Raw genomic sequence first — 16,191 nt, 5'->3', positions numbered from 1 at the left:
TAAGAAAAAATTCAGATATTTGCAGCCTATTTCATAAAACAATCAACGCAAACTTGAGAAACCAAAGACAACCCTATAGAGGTCGACAGGAAGAACCTTATAAAGTAAACCATAAAATCAGAGCTCGCGAAGTGAGATTAGTAGGAGATTTTGTAGAAGGCGGAAATGCCCTACTACCTCTAGAACAAGCTATCAAACTCGCTCAGGAAAACGACTTAGATCTGGTTGAAATCTCTCCAAATGTGGATCCTCCAGTTTGTAAAATTCTTGACTATGCTAAATTTAAGTATGAGCAGAAAAAGAAGCAGAAAGAGATCAAATCCAATGCAGCAAAGATTGTTTTAAAAGAAATCAGATTCGGACCTAACACAGATGACCATGACTTCAACTTCAAATTGAAGCATGCCATAAGTTTTCTAAAAGAAGGTGCAAAAGTGAAAGCTTACGTGCATTTTGTCGGAAGAAGTATTGTGTTTAAGGAAAGAGGGGAGATGCTTTTATTGAAATTTGCTCAGGCTCTTGCAGATTATGGTGCTGTAGAACAGCTTCCAAAACTGGAAGGAAAGCGGATGAATATCTTTATTGCTCCCAAAGCAGGCAAAAAATAAATTTCAACAAATATAAATACAGCAAAATGCCAAAAGTAAAAACCAAATCCAGTGCAAAGAAGAGGTTCGCTTTAACGGGAACCGGCAAAATCAAAAGGAAACATGCTTTCAAAAGCCACATCCTGACCAAAAAAGCTACCAAGAGAAAGCGTAACTTGACCAAAACAGGTCTTGTACACGAGTCTGATGAGGGTAGAGTTCGTGCAATGTTGAGAATCTGATTTTCCTCATTCACACAAATTAAATTAAGGTTCATTTATTCACCAGGTACGTTGGTTTTCAAGATCCCGAACTAATCGGGACACCACGAATCAAAAATTAAAACACTATGCCTAGATCGGTAAACGCGGTTGCGTCAAGAGCAAGAAGAAAAAAAGTGCTAAAAGCCACAAGAGGTTATTTCGGAAGAGGTAGCAACGTATGGACAGTAGCCAAAAACAAGTACGAGAAAGGACTTCAGTACGCTTATAGAGACAGAAAAGCAAAGAAGAGAGAATTCAGAGCTTTATGGATTCAGCGTATCAATGCAGGAGCTAGACAGCTTGGCATGTCTTATTCTCAACTAATGGGATTATTGAAGAAAGGTGAGATCGAACTTAACCGTAAGGTTTTGGCAGATCTAGCCATGAATCACCCAGAAGCATTCAAAGCTGTAGTTGAAAAAGTAAAATAAGGGCTGCACTGCCTTATTTTATAAAGCCTTCCTTCGGGAAGGCTTTTTTTTTTAGAATATTTTTAAAATCCCATAGCTTGAAACTAAGGTGATTGAAATCACACTTATCCAAAAAATAGCTTTTGAAATTCTACTGGAACCAAGTTTTAGAAAATTATTTTTTAAACGGAATTCAATTGCTGCATATACAATGACCAACAAAAGAACTGATCCAATGACTCCTCCAATAAGCACCATGAAAGTGGGGAGTTTCAAAAATAAATAGGTGATAATCCAAAGCATAGGGAATATCCAAGCCAAAATTTTGACAGATTTGTCTTTATCAGCTTGCGTAGTGATTTTCCACCATTTTAATTGCACAAAAATATCGGGAAAAAGCCGTGACCAATAAGCCAGCGTGGCAAATACACTGGAATAAAGGGCAATAAATGCTCCTATCAGATATCCTAAACGTGCCCCTGATCCAAGTGACTTAGTATAGATAGTTGCTAGGTATCCTATCAGGTCATTCCCATCTGGAACATTCTCAGTACTATGAAGAATGGCCGCTCCCAACAAGTAGAAAGCCGCTGTGACGATCGTGTAGCAAACCATGGCTACGAATGCGTCCAAATACAGGACATTAATCCAGCCTTTTGCTCGGATTTTCCATGATTCGCTTCCATCATTTTCTCCAACAAAAGCCGCATATCCCTTCTCCTTACACCAATAGGTATACGCTATGATTTCGTCGCTCGCCACACCCGTAATTCCAAATGCTCCAATCGCAACAAAAAGGTATTCTTTTGGTAATTCGAAACTTAATCCATTCAATACGTCTTCGAATGAAAATCTGAATGGAGTAAAAAAAACAGCAATAAGCGAAAGCAAAGTGAAAAAGGTAAACCCAAAAACCATCAAAGTGGCAATTTTTTCAATCAAACTGTAATAATTTTTATAAACCAAAAGACTCACACTTAACCCTAAAAATATAACCGTAAAGTTTAAAGGAAGCCAAGTGAAAATCAATGTAAATGCAATTGCAGCACCTCCAAGCATTCCTCCAAGCTGTAGAATCTTGAGGCTTGTCAATAAGAAAGTCATCCAAACCGACCAGTTTACCTTACTCAAACGTGGTCCTTTTAATTGATTTAACTCAGCTATGATAGAGCTTTGAGAAACTATGGCATTTTTTCCAAATTCGAGTTGAATACCAACTTTAATAATACAACTGACAAGTATCACCCAAAAAGTAATAAAACCAGCCTTTGCTCCGAGTACGGTAGTGGCTATTAATTCACCAGATCCAACAATTGAGGCTGATAGAATAAACCCCGGCCCCAAAAACCCAAACATTTTTTTTATAGTAGTTGGGGGATTTTTGATGGATTGATAGTTCATTTTCAGACATTAAATCTGTTGAAATATACCAAAATTGCCTAGAAACAGCTGGTCAATAAAACAAAAAAAGGCTTCCATTTCTGAAAGCCTAGAGTAGTCCCGAAAGCTTTCGGGAGGAGATTTAAACACCCGTCCGCTGCGGTGAATATCAAAACTGCGCAATAGTTTTATACTGCTCTAAAACAAAAAAAGGCTTTCATTTCTGAAAGCCTTGAGTAGCGAGAGGGAGATTTGAACTCCCGACCTCAGGGTTATGAATCCTGCGCTCTAACCAACTGAGCTACCTCGCCATTTATAAATTCTTTTCAATATGTCGATTTGGGGATTTGACTCCCGTCCGCCGTGGCGGATATTAATCCTGTTCCCGATAGCTTTCGGGATACCTCGCTACAATATTTCTTTGAAATTTTTCAAATTTCTAACATTTCAATAATTGCCTTGACATCAACTGATTAATTTTCTCCTTTCTTATTTGACAATGGATTAAAGATAATTAACCTGTCATAAGAGTAAATTATGATGTGCATTTTTGATTTTAATACCTATATTAAACCACAGAGCAAAACCAAAACCAATAAAAAGAAAATCGTTTATTCTCTTTTTAACTCGGGGTAACCCGAATTGGAGTGCAAATATGTGGTCTTGTAATGTGAAATGCAAGTTGACGTTCTTTAAAAAATGATTTTTTATACTTCGAAAAATCTAATACCATGGTTAAAAATAAATTTATTACTGATTATCAAATCAATGCGTCTAAAAAAATTGTTTTCAATTATTTGAGTACAGCAAGTGGATTAGCAGAGTGGTTCGCAGATGATGTGAATATTAATGAGGATAAGCATTACATTTTTCATTTTGATAATGAAGACCATTATGCGCGTCAAGTGTCAATAAGAAGTAATCTGCATGTGAAATTTGAGTTTTATGATCCGAAAAACCCGGACGAAGAGGACAAATCCTTCATTGAATTTAAATTGGAGGAAAATGATCTGACCCAGACTCTCTTTTTGACTGTCATTGATTATTCTGACGAATACGATGATGAGGAGTCTTATGCAATTTGGGATGGATTGATAGGGAGACTGAAAGAAATTATAGGTGGTTAAAGTCAAGACTATTTACCAACTTTGAACTTCGATAGCGGCTATCCGTAAATGCCAAAGTCAGTAGTTTAAATAATGAAGAAATTAGACAAGCTTATACTTGGGTCTTTTTTGGGCCCATTTTTATTGACTTTCCTCGTCGTGGATTTCATATTGTTGACTGTCAACATGCTGAAGTACTTCGATGAAATTTTCGGAAAGGGACTTGGCTTTTGGATTTATATGGAGCTGATCGGTTATTTTGTGATCAGTATTTCCCCGATGGCTTTACCGCTCGCAGTTTTGCTCTCCAGTTTGATGACTTTTGGCAATTTGGGGGAGCACTTCGAATTAACTGCAATTAAAAGCAGTGGAATTTCACTTTTACGGGCACTCCGACCAATAGGAATATTTGTGATCATTTTGGCGTTTGCAGCCTATTTGTCCAATAATTTTCTTGTCCCTAAGGTTAATTTGAAAACTTTCAGTTTACTATATGATATGCGGATGAAATCTCCCGCATTAGATATCAAGGCAGGTGTTTTTTATGATGGTATCCCTGGTTACAGCATTAAAGTGAATGAGAAAGTAGGTGATTTTGGCCTAAAAGATATAGTTATCTATAATCATTCAAACGGATTACAAGGTAATCTGAATGTCACTCTAGCTGATTCGGGAGCGATGGAGCCATTTTTCAATGAAAATTACATGCGACTTTCATTATATAATGGTCAAAATTATGAGGAGACAAGAGCAACAAGGGGAATCAGTGAAAAGCCTGTTGAGTTTAGGCGTACCACCTTTGACGAAAATATTATCATTTTTGATTTAGATGCCTTTAGGCTAAACCGAACTGATGAAGATGCCTGGTCCACGAATCGTTCTATAAAAAATATTTCTGAAATCAAGATTGGCTTAGATTCAATAAGTACTTTGGTAAACGATGAACAATTTCAAAATTACCAAATGGCAGAAAGTATTTTTCCATTTTTTACCAGAGGAAGGAAGTTGAATCCTACGGATGAAATTCTTGAAAGGAAGGCCTTGGATGACACGGTTCGTGTTCAAAAATCAAGGGAGGAGCGAGCGAAAAGAGATTCACTTGAACAAATAGAAAATCTTAAAAAACCCGATTCAACAAATATTTTGATTGAAAATCCGGAATCAAGAAATCTTGCAATCCGAGAAGATTCAGTGTTAAAAAAATCTGTCACTGTTACCAGTATACCAGCTAGAAGTGACTCTATATTTACGAAAAGAAAATTAGCGAAGGACAGAAAATTACTTTCTTTAACAGATTCATCTGTTAAAGCGAGGATCTCAACCTTTGATTCTTCTTTTAATGATGGACCCGGTCCCGAAATTGTTGAAAAAAAGCCCATTCGGACAGCTTCCTTGACAAAAGAGGAAAAAGATCTGATTGATTCAGTTGTGAATAAAAGAGGCTACTTTTCTAATGCCATTACTATGGCACTCAATAATTCAAGGAACCTTAAGAACAATTTTGACCAGAAAAAACTTCGAATAGACCTGCATGAGCGAGAGTATAGAAGGTACCAAATAGCTTGGTACCAGAAATATACTCAAGCGTTTGCCTGTTTTGTAATGTTTATGATAGGTGCGCCGCTAGGAGCAATTATAAAAAAAGGTGGGTTAGGTATGCCTGTCTTAATTTCAATAATATTTTTTATCATTTATTACATGCTCACTATTTCGGGTGAAAAGTGGGCTAAAGAAGGCTTGGTAGATCCGCTTTTTGGTACTTGGTTCTCTAATCTTTGCTTAATTCCGTTTGGGCTTTTCTTCTTGAAACAAGCTCGTAAGGATGCCAGATTGTTTGAGCCGGATTTCTATGTCGAAATCTGGCGTAAGCTTCAAAAAAGATATAAAGTATTAAATCCAAAGAGGATTTGATGTTTTATTTATTGGAATTTAACCCTACCTTTGTGGTTGTTTTAAAAAATTTAGCTAATCATGTATTTAACATCAGAGAAAAAACAAGAGTTGTTTTCGAATCATGGACGGTTAAAATCTGCTACTGACACAGGATCTCCTGAGTCTCAGATTGCCCTCTTTACACACAGAATCAAGCATTTGACTGAGCATTTGAAGTCAAATAAAAAGGATCACTCCACTAGACTTGGTTTGTTGAAGCTTGTAGGTAAGAGAAGAAGCCTACTTGACTACCTCCATAAGAAAGAAATCGAGCGATACAGATCAATCATCGCCGAACTAGGAATCAGGAAATAACCTACTGAGTAAGGTTCTCAAGTTAGAGAACCTTACTTTTTTCTTTTTTAAGGTTTCCGATCACTTTTACACTTACAAGCTTACTACTAACACGACTATATGTTACCAAACTTAATCACCAAGACCATCAAACTAGAAGATGGCAGAGAAATTATAATTGAAACTGGCGCATTGGCCAAGCAGGCAGATGGTTCTGTCGTAGTGAAGATGGGGAAAGCCATGCTATTGGCTACAGTTGTTTCTAAAAAAGAAGCGGGAGAAGGAGTTGATTTTTTACCAATGTCAGTTGATTACCAAGAAAAATTTGCCTCATCTGGTAAAATTCCAGGAGGATTTTTGAAAAGAGAAGGAAGACTTTCTGATTACGAGATTTTAATAAGTAGAATTGTAGATAGAGCTATTCGTCCAATTTTCCCAGATGATTATCATGCTGACACTCAGATTGCCATTACTTTAGTTAGTGGTGATGATGATGTTCTCCCTGATGCATTAGCGGGTCTTGCTGCTTCTGCAGCTTTAGCAGTTTCAGATATACCTTTCAATGGACCTATTTCTGAAGTTCGCGTTGCAAAGATCGATGGAAAATTAATAATAAATCCAACTCCAACTGAGTTGGAAAAAGCATCTTTGGAATTTATCGTAGCTGGTTCTCTTGACTTTATCCTTATGGTAGAGGGCGAAGCAAATGAGATTCAAGAAGAAGAAATGCTAGAAGCAATGCAATACGCTCATGAGGAAATCAAGAGACATTGCCAAGCTCAAATCGAGCTAACAAAGCTTGTCGGTAAAGAAGTAAAAAGAGAATATAATCACGAAAAGTCTGACCAAGCACTTTTTGATAAAATGAAAGCTGATGTTTACGATAAACTGTATGAATCAGTTAGTAAACAAATAGCCAACAAATCTGAGCGTTCTGCTCTAATAAAAGAAATCAAAGAAGAATTTGTAGCAAGCCTTGGAGAAGATCATGGTTTTGAAACAAGTTTAATAGGACCATATTTTAGCAAAATCCATAAGGAAGCTGCGAGAAACCTAACTCTTGATGAAAAGAAAAGATTAGATGGTCGAAGATTGGATGAAGTAAGACCAATTTGGTCAGTGGTAGATTACTTGCCGTCAGCTCATGGTTCTGCTGTTTTCACAAGAGGTGAAACTCAATCCCTTACCACTTGTACTTTAGGTACAAAAATGGATGAGATGATGATTGATGGAGCTACAATTTCTGGCTACAATAAATTCTATCTTCATTATAATTTCCCAGGATTCTCAACAGGAGAGGTAAAGCCTAATAGAGGACCTGGAAGAAGAGAAGTAGGTCATGGCAATCTAGCAATGAGAGCTTTGAAAAAAGTTCTACCTCCTGCTGATCAGAACCCATATACTATTAGAATTGTGTCTGATATTCTTGAATCGAATGGATCTTCTTCAATGGCAACTGTTTGTGCAGGGTCTTTGGCGTTGATGGATGCAGGAATTCAAATCAAATCTCCGGTGACAGGTATTGCAATGGGGATGATTTCAGATTCTAAGACAGGTAAATATTCTATCCTATCTGATATTTTGGGTGATGAGGATCACCTAGGAGATATGGATTTCAAGGTAACAGGTACTGCTACCGGGATTACAGCTTGCCAAATGGATCTTAAAGTTGAGGGTTTGGATTACTCTGTTTTGAAGGAGGCATTGCTTCAAGCTAAAGCTGGAAGACTTCATATCTTGGACGAGATCAAAAAGACATTGTCTGCTCCTAAATCAGAATTGAAGCCTCATACACCGAGATCCTTTATAATGTTCATTCCTAAGGAATTGATCGGTGCAGTTATCGGACCAGGTGGTAAAGTGATTCAGGAAATTCAGAAAGATACGGGAGCTACTATTGTGATCGAAGAGATTGATAATCAAGGTAAAATCAATATTTTCTCTGCAAATCAAGATAAACTGAATGCAGCACTTGGGCGTATTAAGGCCATCGTTGCTCAGCCTGAAATAGGGGAGACTTATACAGGTAAGGTGAAAAATATTCAACCATTTGGAGCATTTGTGGAATTTATGCCAGGCAAAGATGGTTTACTTCATATCTCAGAGATTAAACACGAGCGAGTAGAGACTATGGACGGTGTCTTGGAACCTGGTGAAGAAATAATGGTTAAACTGATTGATATTGATCAGCGAACTGGAAAATTCAAACTTTCCAGAAAAGCATTGCTTCCTAAACCTGAAAAGCCGGCATCTAATCCTCAAGGTTAATTTGCCATTAAGTTGTTTTGAGTTTTATATTTCATTGAATTTCACAAATCATATACCTGAATGAGGCAGCTAAAAATTAGCAAACAGATTACCAACAGAGAGAGTCAGTCTCTAGATAAATACCTTCAAGAGATTGGTAAGGTTGATCTGTTGACAGCAGATGAAGAGGTTGTTCTAGCCAAAAGAATACGAGAAGGCGATCAACTTGCACTTGAAAAGTTGACTAAAGCCAACCTTAGATTCGTTGTTTCTGTTGCAAAACAATATCAGAATCAAGGCCTTTCCTTAGGAGATCTAATCAATGAAGGTAATCTTGGTCTAATTAAGGCTGCGCAGCGATTTGATGAAACTAGAGGTTTCAAGTTTATTTCATATGCAGTTTGGTGGATTAGACAATCTATTCTTCAGGCACTTGCAGAGCAGTCTAGAATCGTGAGATTGCCATTGAACAGAGTAGGTTCCTTGAACAAAATCAGTAAGACATTCAGTGAGTTGGAGCAGAAATTTGAAAGAGAGCCATCTCCGGAGGAATTAGCTGAAGTGCTTGAAATTACTGCCAATGAAGTAGTAGACACCATGAAAATCTCAGGTCGTCACGTTTCTATGGATGCTCCTTTCGTACAAGGTGAAGAAAATAGCTTACTTGATGTTTTGGAAAATGACGGGGATGAAAAGCCAGATGATGGTTTGATGACCGATTCATTGCGAAAAGAGGTTCAACGTGCACTTTCAACACTTACCCAAAGAGAAGCTGATGTTATTACGCTTTATTTCGGATTGAACGGCGAGCATGCCATGACCCTAGAGGAGATTGGAGAGAAATTCAATTTGACTCGAGAGCGAGTAAGACAGATTAAAGAGAAAGCAATTCGAAGATTAAGACATACTTCAAGAAGTAAGACCCTAAAGCCTTACCTTGGTTAAGCAATAAATTAAAAGGGGGTTTTTAACCCCCTTTTTTGATTAAAATATCTATAGTAGAACCCCGTAGATTTATCCTTTTGGGAATTTTAACAAAATCTAATTTTGAGTAAGGGGAAGAATTAACAAAATTTGCCAGATTTTAATATAAAATTAATGAGTCAAGAAACAGAACACGTCAAGGTCTTAATTATTGGTTCTGGACCCGCTGGTTATACAGCCGCTATTTATGCCTCCAGAGCTGGACTCTCTCCGGTGCTTTATACTGGTGGACAACCAGGTGGACAACTCACCATTACGAATGACGTGGAAAATTATCCAGGATATCCGGATGGAGTAATGGGGCCCCAAATGATGGAGGATTTTAGAAAGCAAGCCGAAAGATTTGGAACACAAGTTCGCTATGGTTTAGCGACTAAAGTAGATTTTTCTGTTCGTCCTCATAAAGTTGAAATCGATGAGCAAATAACGATTTTAGCAGATACAGTCTTGATTTCTACAGGAGCTTCTGCAAAATGGCTTGGAATAGAAAGTGAAGAGCGATTAAATGGTAAGGGTGTTTCAGCATGTGCTGTATGTGATGGGTTTTTCTTTAGAGGTCAAGAAGTGGCAATCGTAGGTGCAGGAGATACCGCATGTGAAGAAGCCTCTTATTTATCCAACATCTGTAGTAAAGTTTACATGCTTGTAAGACGGGATGAAATGAGAGCATCTCAAATCATGCAAAATCGTGTCATTAACAATCCGAAAATCGAAATTCTTTGGAATTCAGAGACCGATGAGATTCTTGGAGAAGATGAAGTAAAAGGAGTTAGAGTTTTAAACAATAAAACAGGAGAAAAAAGAGAAATTCCAATTTCTGGCTTCTTTGTTGCTATTGGACATCAACCAAACACCGATATATTCAAAGATTTCATTCATATGGATGAGTCTGGATATATTAAAACTATCCCTGGAAGTACCAAAACAAATGTTGAAGGCGTTTTTGCTTGTGGGGATGCTCAGGATAATATCTATCGACAAGCTGTCACCGCTGCCGGAACCGGCTGTATGGCGGCATTGGATGCAGAGCGGTATTTGGCAGAGTTTGAGAATCACTAATACTAATTCATGAAGTATTCATTTGTAATAATCTTCTTAAGTATTTTTTTGAGCATTGGTTTTTTTGAAGCCAATGCTCAAATTTTTCCTAAGATTATTAAGAAAAATAATACTAATTCTACTGTTACCAGTCAGGAAAGGAAGTCGATAGAACTTCGGACATTTGATCAAGAGTCTTATTTAAGAACACTTTCCTCATTTACTGATTCAATCATTTTTGAAAATAATGTCAATCTTGGTAGAGTAAGATCAATCGTAAGTGAAGATCGAAATACTATGCTTTGGGCGCCTACAAATCAATTGGTTAAGGTTTCCGAACAAATCTTGATTGATAGTATTTGGGTTACTGCTTATGAGCATTATTCCTCTTGGGACTCTAATAAAATCGATATTTATAATTTTGATTTAAAGTCATTTCGAGATACTGTGAATATCCGATTATATGATTCTTTTTTCGGATATGAGTGGAAAATGCCTTTAGATACCACACCCGTCACTTCTCCTTTTGGATTCCGTTGGAGACGTTGGCATTATGGAACCGACCTAGACCTAAATACAGGTGATCCAGTTTATAGTGGCTTTGATGGAATCGTCCGGGTAAAGTCCTATGATAGGTACGGATACGGATATTACATAGTCGTTCGGCATAAAAACGGTCTTGAAACTCTATATGGACATTTGTCTAAGCAACTGGTTGAAGTAGGTCAGGAAGTAAAGGCGGGTGATCTTATCGCTAAAGGTGGAAACACAGGTAGGAGTACCGGATCTCATTTACATTATGAACTTCGGTATAAAGGGTTGGCATTTGATCCTCAAAAGGTTTATGATTTTTCCGCTCCATCCATCGTTGATCCAAATTTTTTGATAACTCCATCATTATTTTCGCATGTAGCCAAAGCTAGTTCTAGTGCTTATCACAAGGTTAGGAAAGGAGAAAACTTAGGGTCGATTGCTAGAAAATATGGTGTTTCAGTTTCCACAATTACTAAGTTGAATGGAATTTCCTCAAGGTCGATTTTAAGAATAGGTCAAAATTTGAGGATTCGGTAAAAAATAAGCAATGATTAAACTTGATATATTAGTTTTCGCAGCTCATCCAGACGATGCAGAGTTAGGTTGTTCTGGTACAATAGCATCACATATTTCCAAAGGAAAAAAAGTTGGAATTGTTGATTTGACGCAAGGCGAAATGGGCACGAGAGGAACCCCTGAAATTCGTCTTCAAGAATCGGAAGAAGCTTCGAAAATTTTAAAACTTTCTGCAAGAGAAAATCTGGGGTTTAAAGACATCTATTTTCAAGACGATGAATTTCATCAGTTGAAAATGATTGAGATGATCCGTAAATATCAACCAGAAATAGTATTGGCTAATGCCATATCCGATCGTCATCCGGACCATGGAAAAGGTTCAAGTCTGGCATCTCATGCTTGTTTTATGAGTGGATTACGAAAAATCGAAACTCTGCACAATGGAGAGAGTCAAACGCCATGGCGTCCTAAGGCAGTTTATCATTATATCCAGAATAATTATATCGAGCCGGACTTTGTGGTGGATATTACTCCTTTTTGGAAGACCAAAATTGAAAGTATTTTGGCTTTCAAGTCACAATTTTATGATCCAAGTAGTCAAGAGCCAAAATCATTTATATCAGACCCTGATTTTTTGCCTTTTATCGAGGCTAGGGCACGTGAATACGGGCACAAAATATTGGTTAAATACGGGGAAGGTTTTACTGTTGAGCGGATGCCTGGGGTAAATGATCTTTTTGATTTGATTTGATTAAGGAGCAAGTCTAGATATTTCCCAAGATTCATTATTCAATTCAAAAATCAAGCGATCATGAAGTCGGCTTGGTCTTCCTTGCCAAAATTCAATCTTATTTGGAATCAGACGAAAACCTCCCCAGTGGGGTGGTCTATGAATAGGTTTATTTGAAAACTCCTTTTCTACATCAAGCTTCATTTGTTCTAGTAATTCTCTAGAAGAAATTTTTTTACTTTGGGGAGAGGCCCATGCACCTATTTGAGAGCCCAAAGGTCTAGAAAAGAAATACTCATCCGACTCCTCGCTTGAGATTTTTTCAACGAGGCCATTTACTCGAACTTGCCTTTCCAGTTCCGGCCAAAAAAATGTTAGGGAGGCTTTTGGAGAGTTTTCGAGTTCTTTTCCTTTTTGGCTTTCATAGTTAGTAAAGAAAACAAAGCCTGAATCAATTCCTTTTAAAAGAACTATCCTGCCGTTAGGGAAACCGTCTAAACCCAATGTTGAAAGCGTCATTGCATTCACTTCTAAGGCTTCTGATTTTATTGCTTCTTGAAGCCAAACATGAAATTGCTCAAAAGGATTTTCATTTATATTACTGATTTCAAGAGTTTTAAGTGCGTAATCTTTACGTATCGCTGAAATATTCATGAATTCTATTGACTTGTTAAAACTTTAAGATAAAAGTACTCTTGCCATTGGATTTATAAATTTATCATTTATATTTTTCCTTCAATCGTTTTTTATCATCTATGATCCCACACAGCGAAGAAAAACCGAAACCAGGAAATCTATTAATTTCTGAGCCTTTCCTGCAAGATGAGAATTTTGTAAGGTCTGTGGTCCTCCTTTGTGAGCATAATGAAGAAGGTAGTTTTGGATTGGTAGTAAATAAGCCCTCTATTCTTAAGCTTGGCGAACTGTTAGAAGAGCTGGAATTTTTAGACAAAGAGGTTTTTGTTGGTGGTCCCGTGGAACAAAATACACTTCATTTTATTTATTTCGGTGAAAAGCAGCTGGAAGGAAGTATTTCGCTTGGAGCTGACTTGTGGTGGGGAGGTGATTTTGAAGTGTTATTGGAAAAGTTGCGTATAGGATCTATAAACGCCGAAAATGTACGTTTTTTCCTTGGATATAGTGGTTGGGGATCCGGGCAGTTATCCGATGAGTTAAGCGAAGATACTTGGATTGTGTGCCAGGAAAATTTAGAAATTGGTAATTTTGATTTTACTCCGGAGGAACTTTGGAGAAACCTACTCAAAAACATGGGAGGAGAGTTTAAGGTTATCGCAAATTATCCCTTAGACCCAAGATTAAATTAGGCAAAATGCCTACTTTTGCCCATATTGCCTCCAAATAGTACCGTTTTTATGACTGAGAAAAGTAACGAATTGTCTGACAAAGACAAGGTGACCCAAGCCTCCGATTCTGTTGAGGGAAAGGGTAGTGAGAATCAAGAAACATCAAGTTCAATGGATGAGAAATCCTTTGAAAGTGTTGCTGAAAAAGATCTAGAAATCGAAGACTCAACTGCTGAATCTGAAAAACCAATAGAAGGAGATTCTTCTGAAAAAGAGGAATCTTCTGGTGAAAGCACTTCAAAAGTAGAACAGCCTGTTGAAAAGGCAGTTGATGAAGCTGAAAATCCTGAGGTTTCAAATGAACTTGTTGAGGATTTTGCAGCTGTAGAATCCGCCAAGGTAGATTCGAAAGTTGATTCCTCGGAAGAAGCTGACAAAATTGAAAGCAAATCTGGGGATTCTGAGGAAGATGATGAGAGTCAAGAGGATGAGCATCATGATGAGGAGGTCGATCTCTCTACTTTATCTAAAATCCAGTTATTAGAATTGCTTAAAGCAAAGGTTCAAGGAGGAAATATTTTTAGATTGGATAAAATTGTCCATGAAATCAAAGCTGCCTTTGATGAATTTACCAATAAGGAAAAAGAAGAAGCACTTGAAAGTTTTAAGGCTGAAGGTGGAGCAGAGGATGACTTTGATTTCCGTCCAAGTGATGAAGAGAAGGAATTCAATTCACATTATTACGAATTCAAGAAGCAACTTGGAAGTTTGAGAAAAGAAGCTGAGAAGCAGAAAGAATCAAATTTCAATGCAAAAACTGAGCTTTTGAATAAGCTTCGCGAACTTGTTGATGGGGAGGAGACTACTTTAAGTATGTCTGCCATTAAGGAGATTCAAGAAACTTGGAAGTCTATTGGTCAAGTACCTGCTGCACAAAATAGAAGTCTATGGGCAAGTTTTAATGCACTAATGGATCGTTTCTATGACAATAGAAGCATTTATTTTGAATTAAAAGAACTCGATAGAAAGAAAAACCTGGAGAGTAAAAATGAACTTTGCGAGAAAGCAGAGGCTTTAAAGGACGTAAAGGATCTCAAAGATGCTATTAAATCATTGAATGATCTTCATGAAGAATTTAAGCATATAGGACCTGTCCCAAGAGATGATCAAGAATCTTTGTGGCAGCGATTTAAAGCAGCTTCTGACGCTGTATATGATCGAAGAAAAGATTTTTACGAAGGTCAAAAAGAGGTTTTCAAAAAGAATCAGGATGAAAAAGAGCTTTTGATCGAAAAATTAAAAGGTTTTGCCGAGTTCAAAGCTGATCGAATCAGAGATTGGAATACTAAAACCAAAGAGATTTTAGAGGTTCAAAAGACTTGGGAAAAAATCGGTCCTGTTACTCGGGAATCTGGGAAAGACATCAATAAATCCTTTTGGGCTTTATTTAAGCAGTTTTTCCATAATAAAAATTTATTCTTTAAAGAACTTGATGAAATTAGAGCTACCAATCAGGCTAAGGCTGAAGAACTAATTAACAGAGCAACCGAACTGGCAGAGAGTTCAGATTGGCAAAATACGGCTAATGCGTTAGTCAAACTTCAGCAAGAATGGAAAAAACTTGGACCAACTCCTGAGAAAAATAGAGATTCCTTGTACAAGCGTTTTAAAAAGGCTTGTGATACATTCTTTGATAATCGAAGAAATGCCAATCAACAATCCAATGCCGAGTTTGAAGAAAACTTGAATAAAAAGAAGGCTATTTGTCAAAAAATCATAGAATTAGCGACAGATTCTCCGACTGAGGAAGCATTAACAGCCTTAATTACAGAATTTAATGAGGTTGGTTTTGTGCCAAGAAAAAACATCAAAGAAATCCAGGCAGAGTTCAAGACTGCAGTGGATACTTACTTGGAAAAATTAGGTTCAGAGGGTGCTGATCGTGATGATTTCCTATTCAGATTGAACTTGAATAGAATTCAATCTGACCCTAATGCTAACAAAACCTTAAATAAAAAGGAGCATGGGATTCGGAAGCAAATTTCTGAATTGGAAAATAACATCACGCTTTGGAAAAATAACTTGGAGTTTTTTGCAGCTTCTAAAACTGCAGATAAGCTCAGGGATCAGTTTGATGTGAAGATTCAAAAAGCTGAGGAAGAGGTAGAGAAATTGAAGAAGAAACTCTCAATTTTGAAAGAGTTTTAAATTAATCTCACTCAGAATAAGGAAGATATAATTTTTATTTATTCTGTGTTTGGAGCAAATGATCTGAAGGTCTATATTTGCATCACCATTAAGGAAAAGGCCTCTTTAGCTCAGCTGGTAGAGCAACTGACTTGTAATCAGTAGGTCGCTGGTTCGATCCCGGCAAGAGGCTCAAAAACCACTCAGAAATGAGTGGTTTTTTTGTTTTGTGACTTATTTTATTTCTCTTAATACTTTTTAGAATATCTCCAAAGGCAAAACCATTATGTCTACATTCTTTATTCGGAGCAAACGGATAAGTATTACATCGGTCAAACAGAAGATCTTGATCGTCGTTTGATGGAACACAATTCTCATTTGTATCAAGATTCATATACTAAAATTGCATCTGATTGGAAAATGAAACTAAGCATGTCTTGTTCCTCAAAGAAACAGGCAATAAAAATAGAGGCCCACATTAAGAAAAACAGGTCAAGAAAATACGTTGAGGATTGTATTCGTTTCCCTGAAATAGGTCAAAGATTGCTCGATAAATATCTGGATCACGATCATTAGGTCGCTGTCCGCGATATTCTTATGGATCAGGCAAGGTTTGGTTGATAATTTTTTTCGTGTTTTCTATTATCACGGATTAAGGCAAAAATCCGGTTGATCAATT

General features: G+C 37.2%; 15 protein-coding genes, 2 tRNA genes and 1 pseudogene. 15 read left to right on the top strand and 3 right to left on the bottom strand.

Translation table 11 applies throughout. The features are described from left to right. Nucleotides 1-53: 53 nt before the first annotated feature. The 3 genes from infC to rplT all read left to right on the top strand — a co-directional run bounded on the left by infC (nt 54) and on the right by rplT (nt 1,281). On the top strand, nt 54-608 hold the full coding sequence (gene infC, locus BVC88_RS20670; protein ID WP_075352642.1) for a translation initiation factor IF-3: 555 nt from the start codon (nt 54-56) through the stop codon (nt 606-608). A gap of 26 nt (nt 609-634) precedes the next feature. Then, complete coding sequence (rpmI, locus tag BVC88_RS20665; RefSeq protein ID WP_075352641.1) at nt 635-829, top strand: 50S ribosomal protein L35; 195 nt, start codon at nt 635-637, stop codon at nt 827-829. A gap of 107 nt (nt 830-936) precedes the next feature. Then, a complete protein-coding gene (rplT, locus tag BVC88_RS20660) occupies nt 937-1,281 on the top strand; it encodes a 50S ribosomal protein L20 (protein ID WP_075352640.1) in 345 nt (114 codons plus the stop codon). A gap of 51 nt (nt 1,282-1,332) precedes the next feature. Here rplT and BVC88_RS20655 read toward each other — a convergent pair whose 3' ends face one another. Beyond that, nucleotides 1,333-2,661, bottom strand: coding sequence for an Nramp family divalent metal transporter (locus tag BVC88_RS20655; protein ID WP_075352639.1), 1,329 nt, complete (start codon nt 2,659-2,661; stop codon nt 1,333-1,335). Nucleotides 2,662-2,877: 216 nt separating this feature from the next. After that, a tRNA-Met gene (locus BVC88_RS20650) sits at nt 2,878-2,951 on the bottom strand. A 420-nt stretch (nt 2,952-3,371) separates the two neighbouring features. Between BVC88_RS20650 and BVC88_RS20645 the strand changes: the two genes are divergently transcribed. From BVC88_RS20645 to bshB1, 8 genes are all read left to right on the top strand, one after another. After that, complete coding sequence (locus BVC88_RS20645) at nt 3,372-3,767, top strand: START-like domain-containing protein (RefSeq protein WP_075352638.1); 396 nt, start codon at nt 3,372-3,374, stop codon at nt 3,765-3,767. A gap of 72 nt (nt 3,768-3,839) precedes the next feature. Further along, on the top strand, nt 3,840-5,657 hold the full coding sequence (locus BVC88_RS20640) for an LptF/LptG family permease (RefSeq protein WP_075352637.1): 1,818 nt from the start codon (nt 3,840-3,842) through the stop codon (nt 5,655-5,657). 60 nt (nt 5,658-5,717) lie between these two features. Next, a complete protein-coding gene (rpsO, locus tag BVC88_RS20635) occupies nt 5,718-5,993 on the top strand; it encodes a 30S ribosomal protein S15 (RefSeq protein WP_075352636.1) in 276 nt (91 codons plus the stop codon). A 99-nt stretch (nt 5,994-6,092) separates the two neighbouring features. Continuing rightward, nucleotides 6,093-8,240, top strand: a complete 2,148-nt coding sequence (gene pnp, locus BVC88_RS20630; RefSeq protein ID WP_075352635.1) for a polyribonucleotide nucleotidyltransferase — start codon at nt 6,093-6,095, stop codon at nt 8,238-8,240. Nucleotides 8,241-8,300: 60 nt separating this feature from the next. Next, nucleotides 8,301-9,164, top strand: a complete 864-nt coding sequence (locus BVC88_RS20625; protein ID WP_075352634.1) for a sigma-70 family RNA polymerase sigma factor — start codon at nt 8,301-8,303, stop codon at nt 9,162-9,164. A gap of 153 nt (nt 9,165-9,317) precedes the next feature. Further along, the gene (gene trxB, locus BVC88_RS20620) at nt 9,318-10,262 is read left to right on the top strand and encodes a thioredoxin-disulfide reductase (protein ID WP_075352633.1); all 945 of its coding nucleotides are present in this window, start codon (nt 9,318-9,320) and stop codon (nt 10,260-10,262) included. 9 nt (nt 10,263-10,271) lie between these two features. Continuing rightward, nucleotides 10,272-11,312, top strand: a complete 1,041-nt coding sequence (locus BVC88_RS20615) for a peptidoglycan DD-metalloendopeptidase family protein (RefSeq protein WP_075352632.1) — start codon at nt 10,272-10,274, stop codon at nt 11,310-11,312. A gap of 13 nt (nt 11,313-11,325) precedes the next feature. Next, nucleotides 11,326-12,042, top strand: a complete 717-nt coding sequence (gene bshB1 / locus BVC88_RS20610; protein ID WP_075352665.1) for a bacillithiol biosynthesis deacetylase BshB1 — start codon at nt 11,326-11,328, stop codon at nt 12,040-12,042. Here the strand turns inward: bshB1 and pdxH are convergent, their stop codons facing one another. Then, nucleotides 12,043-12,675 (bottom strand): pyridoxamine 5'-phosphate oxidase, encoded by a 633-nt coding sequence (gene pdxH / locus BVC88_RS20605; RefSeq protein WP_075352631.1) that lies wholly within the window; start codon nt 12,673-12,675, stop codon nt 12,043-12,045. A gap of 101 nt (nt 12,676-12,776) precedes the next feature. Here pdxH and BVC88_RS20600 point away from each other — a divergent pair, with 101 nt between their 5' ends. From BVC88_RS20600 to BVC88_RS21795, 4 genes and pseudogenes are all read left to right on the top strand, one after another. After that, nucleotides 12,777-13,346, top strand: a complete 570-nt coding sequence (locus BVC88_RS20600; RefSeq protein ID WP_075352630.1) for a YqgE/AlgH family protein — start codon at nt 12,777-12,779, stop codon at nt 13,344-13,346. Nucleotides 13,347-13,394: 48 nt separating this feature from the next. Beyond that, the gene (locus BVC88_RS20595) at nt 13,395-15,533 is read left to right on the top strand and encodes a DUF349 domain-containing protein (protein WP_075352629.1); all 2,139 of its coding nucleotides are present in this window, start codon (nt 13,395-13,397) and stop codon (nt 15,531-15,533) included. A gap of 99 nt (nt 15,534-15,632) precedes the next feature. Further along, nucleotides 15,633-15,705 (top strand) — tRNA-Thr (locus BVC88_RS20590). Nucleotides 15,706-15,803: 98 nt separating this feature from the next. Then, nucleotides 15,804-16,088 (top strand): annotated as a pseudogene (locus BVC88_RS21795) (GIY-YIG nuclease family protein); the annotation flags it as partial. Between the last annotated feature and the right edge of the window lie 103 nt (nt 16,089-16,191).

Source organism: Algoriphagus marinus (genome assembly GCF_001936475.1).
In the GTDB taxonomy this organism is placed as follows: domain Bacteria; phylum Bacteroidota; class Bacteroidia; order Cytophagales; family Cyclobacteriaceae; genus Algoriphagus; species Algoriphagus marinus.
This window is presented reverse-complemented; position numbering and strand designations above follow the sequence as displayed.

What these genes read in the sequence shown, in the direction of transcription:
- rpmI (WP_075352641.1), top strand. Translation starts at nt 635, where the DNA reads ATGCCAAAAGTAAAAACCAAATCCAGTGCAAAGAAGAGGTTCGCTTTA.
- rplT (WP_075352640.1), top strand. Translation starts at nt 937, where the DNA reads ATGCCTAGATCGGTAAACGCGGTTGCGTCAAGAGCAAGAAGAAAAAAA.
- BVC88_RS20655 (WP_075352639.1), bottom strand. Translation starts at nt 2,661, where the DNA reads ATGAACTATCAATCCATCAAAAATCCCCCAACTACTATAAAAAAAATG.
- BVC88_RS20645 (WP_075352638.1), top strand. Translation starts at nt 3,372, where the DNA reads ATGGTTAAAAATAAATTTATTACTGATTATCAAATCAATGCGTCTAAA.
- BVC88_RS20640 (WP_075352637.1), top strand. Translation starts at nt 3,840, where the DNA reads ATGAAGAAATTAGACAAGCTTATACTTGGGTCTTTTTTGGGCCCATTT.
- rpsO (WP_075352636.1), top strand. Translation starts at nt 5,718, where the DNA reads ATGTATTTAACATCAGAGAAAAAACAAGAGTTGTTTTCGAATCATGGA.
- pnp (WP_075352635.1), top strand. Translation starts at nt 6,093, where the DNA reads ATGTTACCAAACTTAATCACCAAGACCATCAAACTAGAAGATGGCAGA.
- BVC88_RS20625 (WP_075352634.1), top strand. Translation starts at nt 8,301, where the DNA reads ATGAGGCAGCTAAAAATTAGCAAACAGATTACCAACAGAGAGAGTCAG.
- trxB (WP_075352633.1), top strand. Translation starts at nt 9,318, where the DNA reads ATGAGTCAAGAAACAGAACACGTCAAGGTCTTAATTATTGGTTCTGGA.
- BVC88_RS20615 (WP_075352632.1), top strand. Translation starts at nt 10,272, where the DNA reads ATGAAGTATTCATTTGTAATAATCTTCTTAAGTATTTTTTTGAGCATT.
- pdxH (WP_075352631.1), bottom strand. Translation starts at nt 12,675, where the DNA reads ATGAATATTTCAGCGATACGTAAAGATTACGCACTTAAAACTCTTGAA.
- BVC88_RS20600 (WP_075352630.1), top strand. Translation starts at nt 12,777, where the DNA reads ATGATCCCACACAGCGAAGAAAAACCGAAACCAGGAAATCTATTAATT.
- BVC88_RS20595 (WP_075352629.1), top strand. Translation starts at nt 13,395, where the DNA reads ATGACTGAGAAAAGTAACGAATTGTCTGACAAAGACAAGGTGACCCAA.